This is a genomic window from Streptomyces herbicida (assembly GCF_032656585.1).
Classification (GTDB): domain Bacteria; phylum Actinomycetota; class Actinomycetes; order Streptomycetales; family Streptomycetaceae; genus Streptomyces; species Streptomyces herbicida.
The window spans coordinates 337,170-354,266 of sequence record NZ_JAUYWJ010000006.1 but is presented as its reverse complement, the minus strand read 5'-3'; the positions used below and the strand labels follow the sequence as shown (position 1 = coordinate 354,266).

Sequence of the window (17,097 nt, the reverse complement as noted above, 5' to 3'; positions counted from 1 at the left end):
GGTGGGGGGCTCCCCGCCGGCGGGCCGTACGATCCGGGCCGTCCGCGGCCCGCACGTCGCCGAAGGTGGTGGGCGGCGGGAGTGCTCGCTCCCGGGCCGCCCCACGCGAACGGCCGCCGGACGATCCCTATGCCAGGATCTCGCCCCTGCTCAGCCGCTCCCGGTGCAGTGTCAGCAGCCTTTCCCTCGTCTCGTCGTCCTGGGCGGCCTGCGCCGCGGTCCAGGCGAGCGCGAGGGCGCCCTGGACGAGTGCCCGGTCGGCGCCGGGCGCCACACAGGCGGCGGCGAACTCCGGCTGGTGATTGACGGCGTCACCGCTGTCGATACCGATACTCGGGTGCAGGCTGGGCAGGGCCCGGCTCACGTTGCCCATGTCGGTGCTGCCCGTGGGCATCGTGTGCTCCTCCTCCCGGGACACCAGCGGCCGGCCCAGTTCCGTGGCCGCCGCCCGGTACGCCTCGGACAGGAACGGGTCATGCACCAGCTCGGCGTACGCGGGTGTGGCGAGGACCTCGTGCGTGCAGCCCGTGGCCACGGCACCGCCCTCGAAACATGCCCGGACGCGGGCCTCCAGGCGCCGCAGGGACTCCATGTCGGCGGCGCGCAGGTTGTAGAGGGCGCTGGTGTGGGCGGGCACCACGTTCGGCACCTCGCCGCCGCGGGTGACGATGCCGTGCACCTGCTGTCGCGGCTCGAAGTGCTGGCGTCCCACGCCGACGGCGACTTCCGCCACCGTCAGCGCGTCGGCCGCGTTGACACCCAGGTGCGGGGCGAGGGCGGAGTGCGACTCCCGCCCGGTGTAACGGACTTCGAGTTCCACCAGGGCCAGCGGGCTGGGCGCGCAGTTGTCCTCGGGGGCCGGATGGACCAGCATCGCCATCGAGACCTGGTCGAAGACCCCGGCCTCCAGCAGCGTTATCTTGCCACCGCCCTCCTCCTCGGCCGGCGTTCCGATCACGACGACCGTGAGGTCCAGTTCTTCGGCAACGTCGCGCAGAGCCAGCGCGGCGCCCACCGAGGACGCGGCGATGATGTTGTGCCCGCAGGCGTGGCCGAGCCCCGGCAGCGCGTCGTACTCCGCGCACAGTCCCACAGCCAGCGGTCCGTTCCCGAAACGAGCGGTGAAGGCGGTCTCCAGACCCCCGACTCCCCGCTCGACCTCGAATCCCTCGGCCCGCAGCAGATCACTCACCTTGGCCGCACTGCGGTGTTCCTGAAACGCCGTCTCCGGTTCGGCGTGAATACTCCTCGACAGGGCGAGCAGCTTTTTCTCGGAATGGTTCACGGCATCGCCGCAGCGACGCATCGTCCGGGGCGAGATCATCATCCGCATAGTTTCCTCCGGGATATCGGGAACAGGCTCGCCGGAATCTGCGCGAGTCCTCTATTTCCTACCGGAGCCCGCGCCAAAAAGCGATACCAGTCAGGAGATTTGACATGACATCACTGACCTGGAACGTGCGGGCGGGAAATGGAGAACTCTCTGTCGAGACCATGCCCTGGTCGCTGCTGCGCGCGACCGGATTCCCCGCCCGGCTCCTGGACGGACTCGCCGCCGTCGAGCTCCTCGACGGCGCCGCGGCGGTACTCGACGCGGAGAGCGACTTGGCAACGGAGCGCGCGCACTTCTTGGACCAGTGCTGGCCGGGACTGCGTGAAGCCGTACGCGGCATCGAGCCGCGCCAGCGTTCGCTGCGGGCGCTGCAGAGCTGCCGCCGAGCGGTCGAAGAGGGCGCGCCGCTGGACGAGCGCGGTGCGGACATCCTCACGGCAACGGGGATGCCGGACTGGGCACCGCGGTGGAACGCACTGGTCACCGCCCATCGGCAGCAACTGGCGGCCACACGCTCCGCGTTCGACGCGGGCGTGCACCGGGCCCGCCTGCGTACGGCGGAGGCCGCCGGACTCGACTCGTTCCAGCACGCCGTGTTCGTGTCGAACCCGGCGTTCCACCACGCCGCTCTAAAGACCCCGCCGCTGGCCCACCGAGGCTGGGCCGAGGCGGAGACGGAGAGCGGCCTGCCGCGCGGTCTGCGTCGGCGCATCGACACCCTGCACCGGTATCTGCGCCGTTTCACCACCAAGTGCGAGACGGTCTCGTTCTTCGGCCCGGTGCTGTTCAACCGGCTGCGCCCGGAGCAGGAGCAGGCCGTTGTGGTCGGTCCGCCCGGCCGGGAGAAGGCCGTCGTGGAGGCGAGTGCCTGGCTCGTGGAGCAGCTACGGGAGCAGGCGGCCACGACCGTGCCGTTGACGCTGCAGCACGCCTGGCCCAGCCCGCTGTTCCGGCAACCGGATGCGGCCCCTGTCCTGGAGCGGGCGGTCGACGGCCGCCGGTTCAAGGTCGCCGCGCCCGCGCTGGCCCTGTGGCGCGCGGCATCGGCCCGCCCCGGCAGCCGCATGGACGCGCTGCTGGCGGCGGCCGGTGCGGCCGAACAGTCCGACGAGGACGCGGCGAGGCTGGTATCGGCGCTGGGTCCCGCACTGACCGTCTCGCCCTGGCGGCTCCCCTCCACCGAGCTGCACGCGCTGACCAGGCTCGCGGCCGAGCACCCCACGCCCACGGTCCTCGAACTCGCCGAGGCCCGCGACAAGTACGCGGAGGCCGGCTGGCCGCAGCGCGCCGGGCACCTGGCCGCGGCGCAGTCGGCCAGCGAACAGGCGGGCGGAGCAGTGTCGCGCAGCAGCGGAGAGCACTACGCCGACCGCGAGCTGTTCCACGAGGACAGGTCGAGCCCGCTGAGCGAACGGGTCAGCTTCGGGGAACCGGTCATCGACCGGTTCCGCCAGGTCACCGAGGCCGTCTTCCCGCTCGCCTACCTCGCGGCCCTGCTGGCGCGCGACGACGCCCGCGACGCGCTGCGCGCAGTGCTGCAGGGCGCACCGGCTCCGCTCGCGACCCTGGCGGTACGCGAGGTGCCCGGGCGTACGGACCGACGTGACCGCCTCGACGCCGTACTTCGCGATCTTGTCACTGAGGCCGTCGAGGAGGCGAGCCCGGGCGGCCACCGTCCGCCCGCCGTCGAACTCGGCTCACGCCGACTGGAAGAGGCCCTCGCACCGCTGTGGAGCACCGTCTCCTACGGCCCGCGGGACGCCTGCCTGCCCAGCCCGGACCTGATGGCCGCAGGCCCCGATCCGGCCACCGCCACATGGGTGCTGTCGGAGATGCACGACGACTGCAGCTCCGTCTTCGGCGGTCTCGAGCAGCCGCTGCACAGCGATCCCGACGGGCTCTGGGCCGACTTCACCGAACGGGTGGGGCGCATCATCCCGCCCCACACGGCCGCGACCATCGTCGCGCGCAGACGCAGCGCCCATGTCACCCCTGAACTGCCCGGCGTGGCAATCGAGCTGAGCGGCATGTCGGGCAAGGACCGAGCCGAAGTGGTGCCCATGGCCGAGGCCCTGGTGCCGCCATCCGGGGACGCGGTGATCGTCGGCGGACAGCGGCGGCTGCTGTACCCGGGAGACCTGTCGTCCACGCTGCATCGGGCGCTCTCCCGGCCCGCTCTGGTACCCGTTCCGGTCGACCTCGGCCCGTACACGCCCAGGATCCTGGTGGAAGGGGTCGTCCTGCAGCGCGCCCGATGGCGGCTGTCCGTTCCGGCGAAGGCGGGCGACCCGTACGGGCGGTGGCTGGCGGTCCAGCGGCTGCGGGCCGCGCACGGACTTCCACGCCACGTCTACGTGAAACACCCGGCCGAACCCAAACCGCTGTACGTCGATTTCGCCGATCCGCTGTCGGTGCTCGACCTGGCAGCACTTCCCGAGGAAGAAATCGTCGTGTCCGAAATGCTGCCCACCCCCGACGAATTGTGGTGGCGGGTGGAGGACCAGCCGCACTGTGCCGAATTCCGTATCGGCTGCCTGGTGCGGCCACTGCCGAACAACCCATGAATCGAAGCAGCCGAATGCCGGTGCCGAGGGAGCCGCGAATCGGCGGCCATGGATCGAGACCCGCGACATGGCTCGTGCAACCCATCGGTGAAACAAGGAGAAAGCCCATCATGGCCAACGACATCCGCATCACCGGCTTGACAGGGGACGTCTGCGACGAGTCCGCCGAGCGGCGCGGGCCGGTGGGCCAGGGGCTCTTGTGCCCGCTCGGCAGGTTGGTCACCGATCTGCCGGACCTGCAGCCCGGCGGGCCCGTGCTCGACATCCGCTGCGGCGCCTGCCTGCTCCCCGTCGCCGGCGCCGACATGGTCCTGTTCCTGCTGCCCCTGCCGCAGCAGGCGCAGTCCTGCGTCGAGAGCCTGTGGAATGCCGTCCTCGGGCTCGGCGACCCGCCGGTCGACGAGCGAGCAGCGGCGGCTGCCTTCCGGGCGGCCGGCCTCCGTCATGTCGAGAGCCGGCAGGTCTCTGCGAGGTCCCGGTTCGGGACGATCGACGGCTGCCTGTCGTGGGCCTGGGCGGTGATGGCGCACATGCAGGGGGACCTGGTGCCTCCGGAGGTCGCGGCCGAATCGACCGCTGAGGCGCGCGAGGCCCTCAAGGCCCTCGCCGACGCCGACGGCTCCCTGGAGTTCTCCTGCCCGGCCAGGACCGTTCTCGCCGTCCGTTGACGGCCCGGCACATCTGCCGCCCAAGCACTGAGTACGAAGCCGAGAGGTTCGATCACATGCACGCTGAGTTGATCCGCCCGCTGTCCGAGTTGCTGCGCGGCCATGCCGACCGGATCGGGGACAAGGCCGCCTTCACCGACGCCCGGCGAAGCGTCAGTTACCGCGAACTGGAGTTGCGGACCTCGCGGCTCGCCGGGCATCTGGCCGCCCTGGGGCTGGAGCGGGGCGGCCGCGCGGCCGTATTGACGGGCAACACCGTGGAGGCCGTGGAGAGCTGTCTCGCCGTGATCCGCGCGGGCGGTATCACAGTGCCGCTCAACCCCCAGGCGTCCGACGCCGAACTCGCCCACTTCCTCGACGACAGCGGGCCGACCCTGGTGCTCTGCGACCCACCGCGCCTCGACCAGCTGCTACGGGTGCTGCGTCCCGGGCGGCCCATGCCTCGGATCATCGTGACCGGCGAGGCTCCGCCGGAGCACGCACCCGAGGGCACGGCCGCGTACGAGACCCTCGCGAGCACCGAGCCCGAGCGGTCGGCCCCCGAGGAGAATCCGCTCGACGACCCCGCGTGGATGCTCTACACATCAGGCACTACAGGCCGCCCCAAGGGTGTTCTGTACTCCCTGCGCAGCTCGTTGTGGCTGGTGGCCTCCTGCCACGTCGGAGTGTTGGGGATGTCTCAGGACGACCGGCTGCTGTGGCCCATGCCGCTCTTCCATGGGCTCGGCCAGAACCTGTGTGTCATGGGGGTGACGGCCGTGGGTGCCAGCGCACGGCTCATGAGCGGTTTCGCCTCCTCCGAGGTACTGGACGCCCTGCACGAGGACGCGGTGACCTTCCTCGCGGGCGTGCCGACGACGTATCACTATCTGCTGGACCGCGCCCACGAACAGGACATGGGCCTGCCCGCGCTGCGGCTGGGCTTCGTAGCGGGCTCCGCGAGCGGCGCCTCCCTCGGCGCCCGCTTCGAGGAGACCTTCGGTGTCCCGCTCGTGGACCAGTACGGCTCCACCGAGACCGGCGCGATCACCTCGAACCGGCCCGCCGGAGACCGCGTCGCCGGATCGGCCGGACTCCCCGTGCCCGGCGTGGGCATCCGCCTGGTCGACACCGCATCCGGCGCCGAAGTGCCGACTGGAGAGGAGGGCGAGGTGTGGGTGAGCGGCCCCGCTCTCATGCTCGGCTACCACCGGCAGCCCGACACCACTTGCGACGTAGTGCGCGACGGCTGGTACCGCACCGGTGATCTGGCGCGGCAGGACGCCGCCGGGCATCTGACCCTGACCGGCCGGCTCAAGGAGCTGATCATCCGCGGCGGCGAGAACATCCACCCCGTCGAGATCGAGGAGGTCCTGCACGGCGTCCCGGGTGTGGCCGACGCGGCGGTGGGCGGCGAGCCCCACGACGTGCTCGGCGAGGTACCCGTGGCGTACGTGGTGCCGGGCCCGGACGGCCTGGACGCCCAAGGGCTCTTCGCACACTGCCGCGAGCACCTGTCGTACTTCAAGGTGCCCGAGAAGGTCTACGCCGTCGACCGCATACCCCGGACCGCGGCCGGGAAGATCACGCGCCATCTGCTGGCGGATGCGGATCGCCGACTCCTCGCTGCGACGACCACCGCCGACCCCGGCACGGGAGCGAGCGGGACCGAGCCGGGCGACGCGGCCGAGTGGGCGCGGCGACTGGCCGGCATGTCACCGACCGAGCGGAACCGGACCGTGCTGGACCTGGTCCGGGCCGAGGTGGCCGCGGCCCTCGGGCTCGAGTCTCCCGAACAGGTCGCGCCGGCCCGGCCGTTCGTCGACCTGGGGCTCGGCTCCCTGGCCGTCGTCGCGGTCGGCCGCAGGGTGTGCACCGCGCTCGGGCTGCGGCTGCCGGCGACCGTGGTGTTCGATCACCCGACGTCGGCAGCGCTCGCGGACCGGCTGGTCGCGGAAGTGACCGGCTCCACCGGCACACGCGTACCGTCGCCTCACCCGGACTCGCAGGCCGACCGGCCCGCCGGTGACGACGAACCGATCGCGATCATCGGCATGGCCTGCCGCTACCCCGGAGGGGTGGAGTCCCCGGAGCAGCTGTGGGAGCTGATCGCCCAAGGACGCGACGCCACCGCGGAGTTGCCCGGCGACCGGGCCTGGCGTCCGGAGACGTTGGTCCACCCCGACCCCGACCATCCCGGCACCACCTACGCATCCCGCGGCGGCTTCCTGACCGATCCGGCCGGCTTCGACGCCGGATTCTTCGGCATCAGCCCGCGAGAGGCGACGGCCATGGACCCGCAGCAGCGGCTCCTGCTGGAGATCGCCTGGGAGGTGTGCGAACGGGCGGGTATCGATCCGACGAGGCTCGCCGGCTCGCAGACCGGCGTCTTCGTGGGCTCCAAGGGTCAGACGTACAGCACACTCGCCGCGCCCGGCTCCGAGTACGAGGGATACCTCGGCTTCGCCACCTCCGGCAGTGTGATGTCGGGTCGCGTGGCCTACACCCTGGGCCTCCAGGGCCCGGCCATCACCGTGGACACGGCGTGCTCCGCCTCGCTGGTGGCACTCCATCTGGCCTGCCAGTCCCTGCGCTCGGGCGAATCGCGGCTCGCGCTCACTGGAGGGGTGACGGTGATGGCCACTCCCGACGACCTGATCACCTTCAGCAGGCAGCGCGGGCTGGCCCCGGACGGCCGCGTCAAGGCCTTCGCCGAGGCGGCGGACGGCACGGCCTTCGGGGAAGGCGCGGGCATCCTGCTGCTGGAACGGCTTTCGGACGCGCGCCGCGCCGGCCACCAGGTGCTCGCCGTGATCCGGGGCAGCGCCGTGAACCAGGACGGCGCGTCCAACGGGCTCACGGCGCCCAACGGACAGGCCCAGCAGCGGGTGATCCGCCAGGCGCTCGCCAACGCCCGCGTGACCCCCGGCGAGGTCGACCTCGTCGAGGCCCATGGCACCGGGACCACCCTCGGCGACCCCATCGAGGCGGAGGCCATCCTGGCCACCTACGGGCAGGGCCGGTCCCCCGGCCGTCCGCTGTGGCTGGGATCCGTCAAGTCCAACATCGCCCATACGCAAGCCGCGGCGGGCGTCGCCGGCGTCATCAAACTCGTACAGGCGATGCGGCACGAGGTCCTCCCGGCGACACTCCACGTCGACGGGCCCTCCCCGCACGTCGACTGGGCCTCGGGCGACGTGCGCCTGCTGGCCGAGTCCCGGCCATGGGCCGCTGGTGAGCACCCCCGGCGCGCCGGCGTGTCGGCCTTCGCCATCAGCGGCACCAACGCCCACGTCGTGCTGGAGGAAGCACCGTCCCCCGCCACTCCGGTCGGTTCCACGCGGGCTCACTCACGGCCCTCGGGCGCCGTGCCCTGGCTGCTGTCGGCCAGGTCGCCCGCCGCCTTGCGCGAGCAGGCTCGACGGCTGGCGTCCTTCGTGCGCTCGGCACCCGAGCACGGTCCTGCGGAAGTGGGTCGTACCCTGGCGCTGTCCCGTGCATCCCTGGAGCACCGGGCCGCCGTCGTCGCCGACGGTACCGACGCAATGCTGCGCGGTCTCGACGCGCTCGCCTCGGGTGAGCCGGCGGCCGGGCTCACCACGGCGCTCGCGGAAGCTGCCCGGATTACCGCCTTCCTCTTCACCGGGCAGGGCTCCCAATGGACCGGCATGGCTCGCGAACTGCACGGTGCCTTCCCCGTGTTCGCCGATGCCCTGGACGCCGTGTGCGAGCACCTCGCTCCGCAGGTGCGCGAGGTGTTGCTGGCCCCCGTCGGCACGTCCCACGACGACCGCATCCACCGCACCGATCTCGCCCAACCGGCCCTGTTCGCCCTGGAGGTGGCCCAGTTCGCCCTGCTGCGCTCCTGGGGGGTGCGCCCCGACGCATTGGCCGGGCACTCCGTCGGTGAGCTGGCGGCGGCGCATGTGGCCGGGGTCCTCTCGCTCCCCGACGCCGCCGGGCTGGTCACCGCCCGCGGGGCATTGATGCAGGCGCTGCCCGAGGGCGGGGCGATGGTCGCCCTGGAAGCGGACGAGGAGGAGGTGCTGCCGCTGCTTCAAGGGCGCGAAACCCGGATGGGGATCGCCGCGGTCAACGCGCCCAGGTCGGTCGTCGTCTCGGGTGACGAGGAGCCCGTGGCCGCCGTGGCCGCCGCGCTGGCGGCCCGGGGCCGCAGGACCAGGCGCCTGACGGTGAGCCATGCCTTCCACTCCCCGCGCATGGACGCGGTGCTGGACGACTTCCGTACCGTCGCCCGCACGGTCGCCTACCGGGCACCGGCCCTCCCCATTGTCTCCACCGTGACCGGCGCCCTGGCGGGCGAGGAACTGCTGTCGCCGGAGTACTGGGTCGGGCAGCTCCGCTCCGCCGTCCGGTTCGCGCCCGCGGTACGAACCCTGCGCGCCCAGGGCATCGACATCCACGTCGAGTTGGGTCCCGACGCCGTACTGACCACACTGGCGCGCGACACTCTCGGCGACAGCGCCCACCTGGCTGTGCCGCTCGCCCGCGCCGACCGACCGGGCGCCGAGACCGCGGTCGCGGCCCTGGGCGCCCTGCACAGTGCCGGAGTCGCGGTCGACTGGGCGGCGTTCTTCGAAGACGCCGGTGCGGCCCCTGTCCCCCTGCCCACATACGCGTTCCAGCGCAGGCGTCACTGGCTGCCCACTGCCACGGCCGTCCCGACCACGCCGCCACCGGTGCCGACCCCCGCCGAGGACGTGGACGAGGCAGTCACCCCGGCCGCAAGGCTGCCCGGCGCGGCAGCCACTCTGGCCGACCGTCTCGCGAACATGGACGACGAGCAGCAGCTCCTGTACGTCATGGAGCAGGCCGCGACCCGGGTGGCGGCCGCCCTCGGACACGCCGACGCGAGCGACATCGATCCCGACACGCCGTTCCTGGACCTGGGCATCGACTCACTGACCGCCGTGGAGATTCGCAACCAGCTCAGCGACCTCAGCGGGGTGAACCTGCGGGCCACGCTCGTCTTCGAGCGCCCCACCCTGGCCGTCCTGGCCGACCACCTGCTGACCAAGATCCTCAGCGAGGCAAGCGCGTCAGGCGCCGCCGACGACGCGGTGGACTTCGCCGCCGAAGTGACGCTCGCGGACGACATCGTGCCGGCCGACGAGGTCGTCCGGGTGGCGGACAAGCCACGAGAGGTGTTCCTCACCGGGGCGACGGGCTTCCTCGGCGCCTTCCTGCTGCGCGACCTGCTGCGCACGACCCGGGCCACCGTGCACTGTCTGGTGCGCGGAGCCGACGAGGCGGAAGCCCTCCGACGGCTGCGGGACAACCTGGAGTGGTACGAGTTCTGGGACGACATCGACACCGATCGGCTCTCCGTGGTCGTCGGCGATCTCGCCGAACCCCTGATGGGGCTGGACCCCGAGCGGTTCGACGCACTGTCCCGCAGCGTTGACGCCGTCTACCACTCGGCGGCGACCGTCAACGGCTTGTACCCCTACTCGGCGCTGAAGGCGGCGAACGTCTCCGGCACCGAGGAGATACTGCGGCTCGCCGCCCGGCACCGGACCGTGCCCGTCCACCACATCTCGACCACCGGCGTGTTCGCCGCGGAGGCCGTGCCGGGCATGCCGCTGAGGGTGACCGACACACCCGGTCCGGCCGAGGCCCTCTCCTCCGGCTACCGGCAGACGAAGCTGGTCGCCGAGCAGATCATCGAGCTCGCCAGGGACCGGGGACTGCCCGTGTCCGTCTACCGGGTCGACGAGATCTCCGGTGATTCCGAGCGCGGTTTCTGCCAGACCCACGACTTCGTCTGGCTCAGCATCAAGGGCATCGTGCAGGCGGGAGCCGTACCCGCCGACCCGGCCGGCATCTTCCATCTGGTGCCCGTCGACTACGTCAGCTCCGCCGTCCTCAGGCTGTCCCTCGGCGAGTCCGCCGCGGGCCGCACCCACCACATCGCGAACCGGACGCATCTGCCGTTCTCCGAGATGACGGCGTCCCTGCGCTCGTTCGGCTACCGCCTCGACGAACTGGGCTGGGACGCCTGGGCCGAACGCATCCGGTCCGACCGCGACAACGCGATGGTGCCCCTGATCGACGGCTTCGAGTCGACCATCTACAGCGGCCGCAACCACTATCTGCCGATGGACACGGACGAGACGCGGAAGCTGCTGGCCGGGACGGGCATCGAATGCCCGCCGATGACCCAGGAACTCTTCGAGAAGTACGTCGGATTCTTCATCCGGGTCGGATACTTCCCGCCGCCCGAAGCCGAGATCGACGACACCGCGTCCACAGGGCTGCACCTCCGTGAGGCGAGGCCGGACGATCTGACGCGCATGGCCCGCATCTGCTTCGACTCCTACAACGCGTTCAACGCCAAGTTGAATCTGCCGCCGGAGTGGCCGTCCCTTGACGTGGTGACGGAGATGCTCCAGGACCGGCTGGCCTCGCCCGGGTGCCTCGGTTATGTGGCCGTGGACGACGGCGGCACGGTCGTGGGATCCAACTTCCTGGTCCTCGGCGAGTCCGTGGCGGCCCCGGGGCCGCTGAGCGTGGACCCGGCGGCCCAGAGCCGGGGGGTGGGCCGGCTGCTGATGGAGGCGGTGATCAGTGCGTGGGAGACGTCCGGCCTGGAGTCCTTCCGTGGCGTCATGGTGACCAACAACCTCGGCGCGTACCGGCTGTACTCCTCCCTCGGATTCATGCCGCGCGAGCAGTTGGCCCTCATCAGCGGCTACGCCCCGCCGACCCCGGCGAACATGGCCGGTTACGAGGTACGCCCGATGACCGAGGCGGATGTGGCCGTGTGCCAGGAGCTGTACAGGAAGGTCAACGGCCACGCGCGGGACCGGGAGATCCACATGGCCGCCAAGCGTGCCTTCGCCTGGTCAGCCCCGTACGTCGTGGTGGACCGGGAGACCGGTGACGTGGCCGGATATACGACGGGCCTGTCCGACCTCGGCCATCTGACGGCCCTGTCGGAGCCCGCGGCACGTGCGCTGTACGCGGGTGCCGGCGAGCTGATGCGCAGAGCCGCTCCCGATGGTCCGGCTCCGCGACTGCGCGTATCGGGGCGACTGCTGCCGGAGACCCTGCGGTGGGCGATGCGTATCCCCGGCCTGTCTCTTCTGCGGCTGGAGACGCTCATCGTCAGCGGCGACTACACGACTCCGGAGGCGGGGGTGTACTGCCCGGGGCTCTCCTACTAGACGGGTCGCCGGGTCGCCGCACTCGGCGGCTCCGGGCGGTCAGAATGATCACGTGACTGAACGTGTACGGGTCCCGTGAGATCGATGACGGCCGACGTGCGGGGGTACCGGGTCGGTGGGCGACCAGGCGGCGGGCCCAGATGATCCTGATGTCCGCGCAGCGCATGGACGTGGCGAAGGTCGCGGAGGTGACCTTCGCCGGCCCGGACCCGGTCCACGACGTGATCCACAGCACGAGTTCGGCCCGCGAAACCTCAAGCCCACCCGGGCCGACAGTGTGCCGAACACGGCGGCCGGACCGACGACCCTGGCGGCGGGCCCCCACCGCCGCCGCAGGGCGACCTACACGCGCCGGCACGGAGTCCGGCACCCGTTCGCCGCCTACGACCGGGCCAAGGACGAGCTCGTCCGGCGGAACACCCGCAGATACGCGCTGCCAGACCCCGCGTCTGCGGCGTGATCGGCCCTACGGGTCCTATGTGGCCGAGGTGCGGCGGCCGCCTCGGCGGTCGGAGCTGCGGCCGCCGGTCCCGGCAGCGCCGCCCGTGGCTCCGCCGGCCGCCGCCCGTCGGCCGGATCCTCGGCCGGCCTTGCCGGAGGCGGCGGCGGTCGCCGCACGGCTCGCGGACTGGCGGTCGGAACTGCGACCGCCCGCGCCGACGGCACCGCCGGTGGACCCACCGGATCCCGCCCGGCGGTCGGAGCCCCGGCCCCCCGTCCCGGTGCCGACGCCTGCCGCCGCTTTGGCCTCGCCGCCGTTTCGGCGTCGGCGGCCGGATCGCCCGTCGGGCTTGGTTCCGGTCTTCCGGTCCGGGCGGGACGCCGTCGGTGCCGCCGGCTGGGGGACCTCGATGGTGACGGCCACACCGGAAGGCTCGCGGGCGCCGGTGATGGTGGCCAGTTCCGCGTCGCCCGACTTGATGCGGGCCGTCCGAGGGCGGATGCCCGCGTCCGACATGAGCTGGGTGACATCCCGTTTCTGGTCGGGCAGGACCAGCGTGACCACGCTGCCGAAGCCGCCGGCGCGGGCCGTGCGGCCGCCCCGGTGGAGGTAGTCCTTGTGGTCGGCGGGGGGATCGACGTTCACGACGAGGTCGAGGTCGTCGATGTGTATGCCCCGGGCCGCGACGTTCGTCGCCACCAGCGCGGTGACCTGGCCGTTCTTGAACTGTTCCAGGGTGCGGTTGCGCTGCGGCTGCGAGCGGCCTCCGTGCAGTGCCGCCGCGCGGACACCGACGGCCAGGAGCCGCTTGGCGAGCCGGTCGGCGGACCTCTTGGTGTCGAGGAAGAGGATGACCCGGCCGTCACGGGCCGCGATGCGCGTGGTGACGGCCTTCTTGTCGGTCTCGTCCAGGACGTGGAGCACGTGGTGCTCCATGGTGGTCACCGCTCCCGCGGACGGGTCCACGGAGTGCACCACAGGGTCGGTCAGGAACCGCTGCACCAGGCGGTCGATGTTGCGGTCCAGGGTGGCCGAGAAGAGCATGCGCTGTCCGTCGGGCCGTACTTGCTGGATCAGCTTGGTGATCTGCGGCAGGAAACCCATGTCGGTCATCTGGTCGGCTTCGTCCAGCACCGTGATGCGTACATGGTCGAGCACGCAGTCCCCGTGTTCCACGAGGTCGTTGAGCCTGCCGGGAGTCGCTACGAGCACCTCGGCGCCGCGCCGCAGCGCACTTGCCTGCTTGGTGATGGACAGCCCGCCGACCACGGTGGCCAGCCGGAGGTTCACCGCCGTCGCGTACGGGGTCAGCGCGTCCGCCACTTGCTGGGCGAGTTCACGGGTGGGGACCAGCACGAGGGCGAGGGGTGCCTTGGGCTGTGCGCGCAGTCCGGCCGTGCGGGCCAGGAGCGCCAGCCCGAACGCGAGGGTCTTGCCGGAGCCGGTGCGCCCCCGTCCCAGCACGTCACGCCCGGCGAGTGAGTTCGGCAGGGTGGCGGCCTGGATGGGGAAGGGGGTGGTCACGCCTTGCGCGGTAAGGGTCTTCAGCAGCCCCGCGGGCATGTCCAGACCGGCGAAGTCCTCGACGGCGGGAAGCGCGGGTGTCGTGCTTTCCGGCAGCCGGAATTCCATTGGCGACGGCGCGGCCGGCGGGGGTGACGAGGCGCGTCGGTTCGTCTTCTGGGGCCTGCGGGACATGCGTTTGTTTACCTTCCTGGAAACAGCACAAACCGGGGTCCGCACCATGACGGTGCGGACCCCGGCAAGCGGATACGCGTCCGACGGTCAGGCGGGGAGGATGTTCTCCGCCTGCGGGCCCTTCTGGCCCTGCGTGACGTCGAAGGAGACGCGCTGGCCCTCCTGGAGCTCACGGAAGCCCTGGGTCGCAATGTTCGAGTAGTGGGCGAACACGTCCGGACCGCCGCCGTCCTGCGCGATGAAGCCGAAACCCTTTTCAGAGTTGAACCACTTCACGATTCCCTGTGCCATGACAATCTCCTTCAATAGGCAGAGGCCCCATCCGGAGATGCCGGAAACAACTAATGCGCCTGAAGGAGAAACATTCCCGTCAGGCGCACATAGGTTCATGGGTACCACAACTGCAACTCCGAAACCGTAGCACAGCTCGGCGGCCCGTGATGGATCATCGAGGCGCGCGCCGGGGTGTCCCGGCCGCCGCCCCCAACAGGGGTGGCCGAGGGCGATCGCTCCGCCTGACAGACAGCTGCATGCCACCCGCCGGGCCTGGCGACACCATGCCGCCCGGACCAGCATCCGAAGGCGGCGAGCGTTGCTGCAAGCGGCATGGAAAGTTTTCGATTGCTCCCCTGCAAGCGGAGTGCGAAGATTTTCCACAGATCGATCGCCACCGGTATCCCGCGGTCACTCTGGTGTCCACGGCGTTCCTGGCGCGACCGTCGTACCGGCGGCTCCCCGAAGGAGAAGCAGCACAGCATGAAGATCGGGATCACCGAGGTCGCGGCACGGGCAGGCGTCAGTGAAGCCACCGTCAGCCGGGTGGTGAACCGCCGGCCGGGAGTGTCCCGGAGCGCCCGCGCGAAGGTCGAGGAGGCGATGACCGAGCTCGGCTATCGGCGGCCCTCCCCCGGCCGGCTCGTCGCCGTGGTCACCGAGCACATCTCCAACCCCTTCTTCGCGGACGTCGCCGAGCGCATCGAGGCGGCCTTGGCTCCGCACGGACTGAAGACGGTCATTTGCCCCGCCTTCACCGGTGGGGTGCCCGAGGGCGACTTCATCTCGGTTCTCATGGGGCGCGGGCTCGCGGCGGTGGTGTTCCTGTCCATCAGCAACACGCTCGACAACGCGGACACCACTGCGTACGAGATGCTGCGGGACCGACAGATTCCCTATGTGGGGATCGACGGTCGGTTCGGCGACGGGGTCGCCGCTCCGGTGTACTCCACGGACAACCTGCAGGCGGCCGAACTGGCCGTGGCCCACCTCTACGGGCTCGGCCATCGCAGAATCGGCATGGTGTCCGGCCCGAAGGGCAATCAACCCGCGGATCTCCGCGTCTCCGGGTTCCTCAGGGCGATGGCCGAGCGGGGCATCAAGGACGCAGACCGCTGGGTGGTCCGCCAGTCGTACACGATCGAGGGTGGCCAGGCCGCGGCAGGCATGCTCACGAAGACGGGGGTGACGGCCATCGTGGCGGCCAGCGACTTCATGGCCCTGGGCGCCATCCGCGGCATCCGCCGCAGCGGCCTGAGTGTGCCCGGCGACGTATCGGTGGTGGGCTACGACGGCACCATGCTCACCGAGTTCGTCGACCCGCCGCTCACCACGGTCCGCCAGCCCGCCGACCGTCTGGCGGTGGAAGTCGGCCGCAGCGTCCGGGCGTTGGTGGCCGGGCAGGAAGTACCCACCGGGGAACTGCTGTTCGCACCCGAACTGGTGGTCCGCTCCACCACGGCTCCGCCTCCCCCGGGCTCGGCAGACGGGCAGGGCTGATCCCGCGCGGACCACGTCAGTCCTTGCGCACGGGTCCCGTCGAGGTGCGGCGTGCGCGCAGCAGCTCGTAGGTCTCGGTGTCCGCGCCCTCGAGGGTGTTCGACACCGAGAGGAAGATGACGGCCGCGATGCCCTTGTCAGCGATCGAGGTGATGAACTCGCGCTCCTGCACGCCGCCGGGGAAGGCGGGGCAGAGGACGGTCTTGAGGCCGTGCGGGGCGAGTGCCGACTCGATTCGTTCGGCGACGTCGGCGAAGAACGGGTTCGACACGTGCTCGGTCATCACGGCGACCAACTGGCCCTGAACGGGGCGTTCGTAGCCCAGCTCCGCCATCGCGCTCTCGACCGCGTCCCGTGTCCTCTTCGCCACGCCCTGCCGCCGGTTGACGACCCGGCTCACGGTCGCTTCGCTGACTCCGGCGCGAGCGGCTACCTCGACGATACCGACCTTCATGCACTCCCTTTCGTCGGGTGGCTCACGCACTTCTCCGGACAAGGGCCGGTCCCGTCCGCGGCACCGGCAGGCTGTGCGGACCGGGCGGGAGATCGATTCGGCTCCGCCCGATCATACGGCCGGACGAGCCGCGGACATTCCGTGAAATACGGACCCCCGTGCTCTCACGGCGGACAGGCTGATGAGCGGGACGCTAGCCCTCCGCCGTCGTGCTTGCCGTGTTTCAATGAAAACTTTCAGTTGGTCAGGCAGATCATGCCTGCCTGAACTGTTGAAAGCCTCCATGCCCGTTGCTAGCGTCCTCGCACCCCGACCCCGCCTCAGACTGGAGCCACCATGAGGTCGACCCGCCCCCGACGTCTGGGCCACATAGCCGCCCTCGCACTGCTCACCCCGCTCACCCCACGTCGCCGGCCTGGTCGGCGACGTGGGCGCATCTCCCTGAGCGTCTGTCCGCTGCTGTTCAGCGGCGGCGTCGGTACCCCGCCAGAAGGGCGCTGACGACCATGACAACCGCGGCGCCGGTGATCCACGTCCAGGTTGTGCTGCTGTCGGCCGGCTGGTGGGGCCGCGTCGGGGAAGCAGCCGACACCTTGGTCCGCTCACCAGGATTCGGCGGCGGCGTCACCGGTTTGGGGACGGTCACATTGCCTTCGCCATAGCCCAGTTCGGGAAAGGCGCTGCGTATCGTGATGCGCCACCGTCCCTCGGACAGCCGTTGCCGCGTGGTGAATCCGCCCGCGACATGGGGCACTTGCACCAGGCGCCATGGGCCGAGGGTACGTCCGTCGGGCGACTGCGCCGTGAGGGTACCGACCACGCTGTCGTCCACCGGATCCTTGTCGTTCTCATAGGTGGCCAGTGCCAGGACCTGCCCCGACCGGTCGAGTGAGACCCGGAAGGTGATGGTGTCGCCGTGCGGGGAAGCCGGATGAGCTCCGCCCACCACCACGACTCCGGCGAGCGCCGCGGCCACGGCTGCGGTCGATCCTTTCAGGC

General features: G+C 71.1%; 9 protein-coding genes. 4 read left to right on the top strand and 5 right to left on the bottom strand.

Going from position 1 to position 17,097, the window contains the following annotated elements; translation table 11 throughout:
• Nucleotides 1–127: 127 nt before the first annotated feature.
• Nucleotides 128–1,285: a M20 family metallopeptidase gene (locus tag Q8A52_RS15945; protein ID WP_316752428.1), complete on the bottom strand. Its 1,158-nt coding sequence runs from the start codon at nucleotides 1,283–1,285 to the stop codon at nucleotides 128–130.
• A gap of 152 nt (nucleotides 1,286–1,437) precedes the next feature.
• On the opposite strand from Q8A52_RS15945, the gene Q8A52_RS15940 reads away from it, so the two are divergent.
• From Q8A52_RS15940 to Q8A52_RS15930, 3 genes are all read left to right on the top strand, one after another.
• Nucleotides 1,438–3,897 carry a lantibiotic dehydratase gene (locus Q8A52_RS15940; RefSeq protein WP_316752425.1) on the top strand — a complete coding sequence of 820 codons (2,460 nt, stop codon included), beginning with the start codon at nucleotides 1,438–1,440 and terminating at the stop codon, nucleotides 3,895–3,897.
• 110 nt (nucleotides 3,898–4,007) lie between these two features.
• Nucleotides 4,008–4,565 (top strand): hypothetical protein, encoded by a 558-nt coding sequence (locus tag Q8A52_RS15935; protein ID WP_316752424.1) that lies wholly within the window; start codon nucleotides 4,008–4,010, stop codon nucleotides 4,563–4,565.
• Between the two features lie 56 nt (nucleotides 4,566–4,621).
• Complete coding sequence (locus Q8A52_RS15930) at nucleotides 4,622–11,731, top strand: polyketide synthase (RefSeq protein ID WP_316752422.1); 7,110 nt, start codon at nucleotides 4,622–4,624, stop codon at nucleotides 11,729–11,731.
• Between the two features lie 475 nt (nucleotides 11,732–12,206).
• On the opposite strand, the gene Q8A52_RS15925 is transcribed toward Q8A52_RS15930, so the two are convergent.
• Both Q8A52_RS15925 and Q8A52_RS15920 read right to left on the bottom strand, forming a co-directional pair.
• On the bottom strand, nucleotides 12,207–13,871 hold the full coding sequence (locus tag Q8A52_RS15925) for a DEAD/DEAH box helicase (RefSeq protein WP_316752420.1): 1,665 nt from the start codon (nucleotides 13,869–13,871) through the stop codon (nucleotides 12,207–12,209).
• An 87-nt stretch (nucleotides 13,872–13,958) separates the two neighbouring features.
• Complete coding sequence (locus Q8A52_RS15920) at nucleotides 13,959–14,162, bottom strand: cold-shock protein (protein WP_316752418.1); 204 nt, start codon at nucleotides 14,160–14,162, stop codon at nucleotides 13,959–13,961.
• Nucleotides 14,163–14,627: 465 nt separating this feature from the next.
• Here Q8A52_RS15920 and Q8A52_RS15915 point away from each other — a divergent pair, with 465 nt between their 5' ends.
• Nucleotides 14,628–15,644: a LacI family DNA-binding transcriptional regulator gene (locus Q8A52_RS15915; RefSeq protein ID WP_316752415.1), complete on the top strand. Its 1,017-nt coding sequence runs from the start codon at nucleotides 14,628–14,630 to the stop codon at nucleotides 15,642–15,644.
• A gap of 16 nt (nucleotides 15,645–15,660) precedes the next feature.
• On the opposite strand, the gene Q8A52_RS15910 is transcribed toward Q8A52_RS15915, so the two are convergent.
• Both Q8A52_RS15910 and Q8A52_RS15905 read right to left on the bottom strand, forming a co-directional pair.
• On the bottom strand, nucleotides 15,661–16,098 hold the full coding sequence (locus tag Q8A52_RS15910; RefSeq protein WP_316752413.1) for a LacI family DNA-binding transcriptional regulator: 438 nt from the start codon (nucleotides 16,096–16,098) through the stop codon (nucleotides 15,661–15,663).
• A gap of 463 nt (nucleotides 16,099–16,561) precedes the next feature.
• Nucleotides 16,562–17,074: a hypothetical protein gene (locus Q8A52_RS15905; RefSeq protein ID WP_316752411.1), complete on the bottom strand. Its 513-nt coding sequence runs from the start codon at nucleotides 17,072–17,074 to the stop codon at nucleotides 16,562–16,564.
• Between the last annotated feature and the right edge of the window lie 23 nt (nucleotides 17,075–17,097).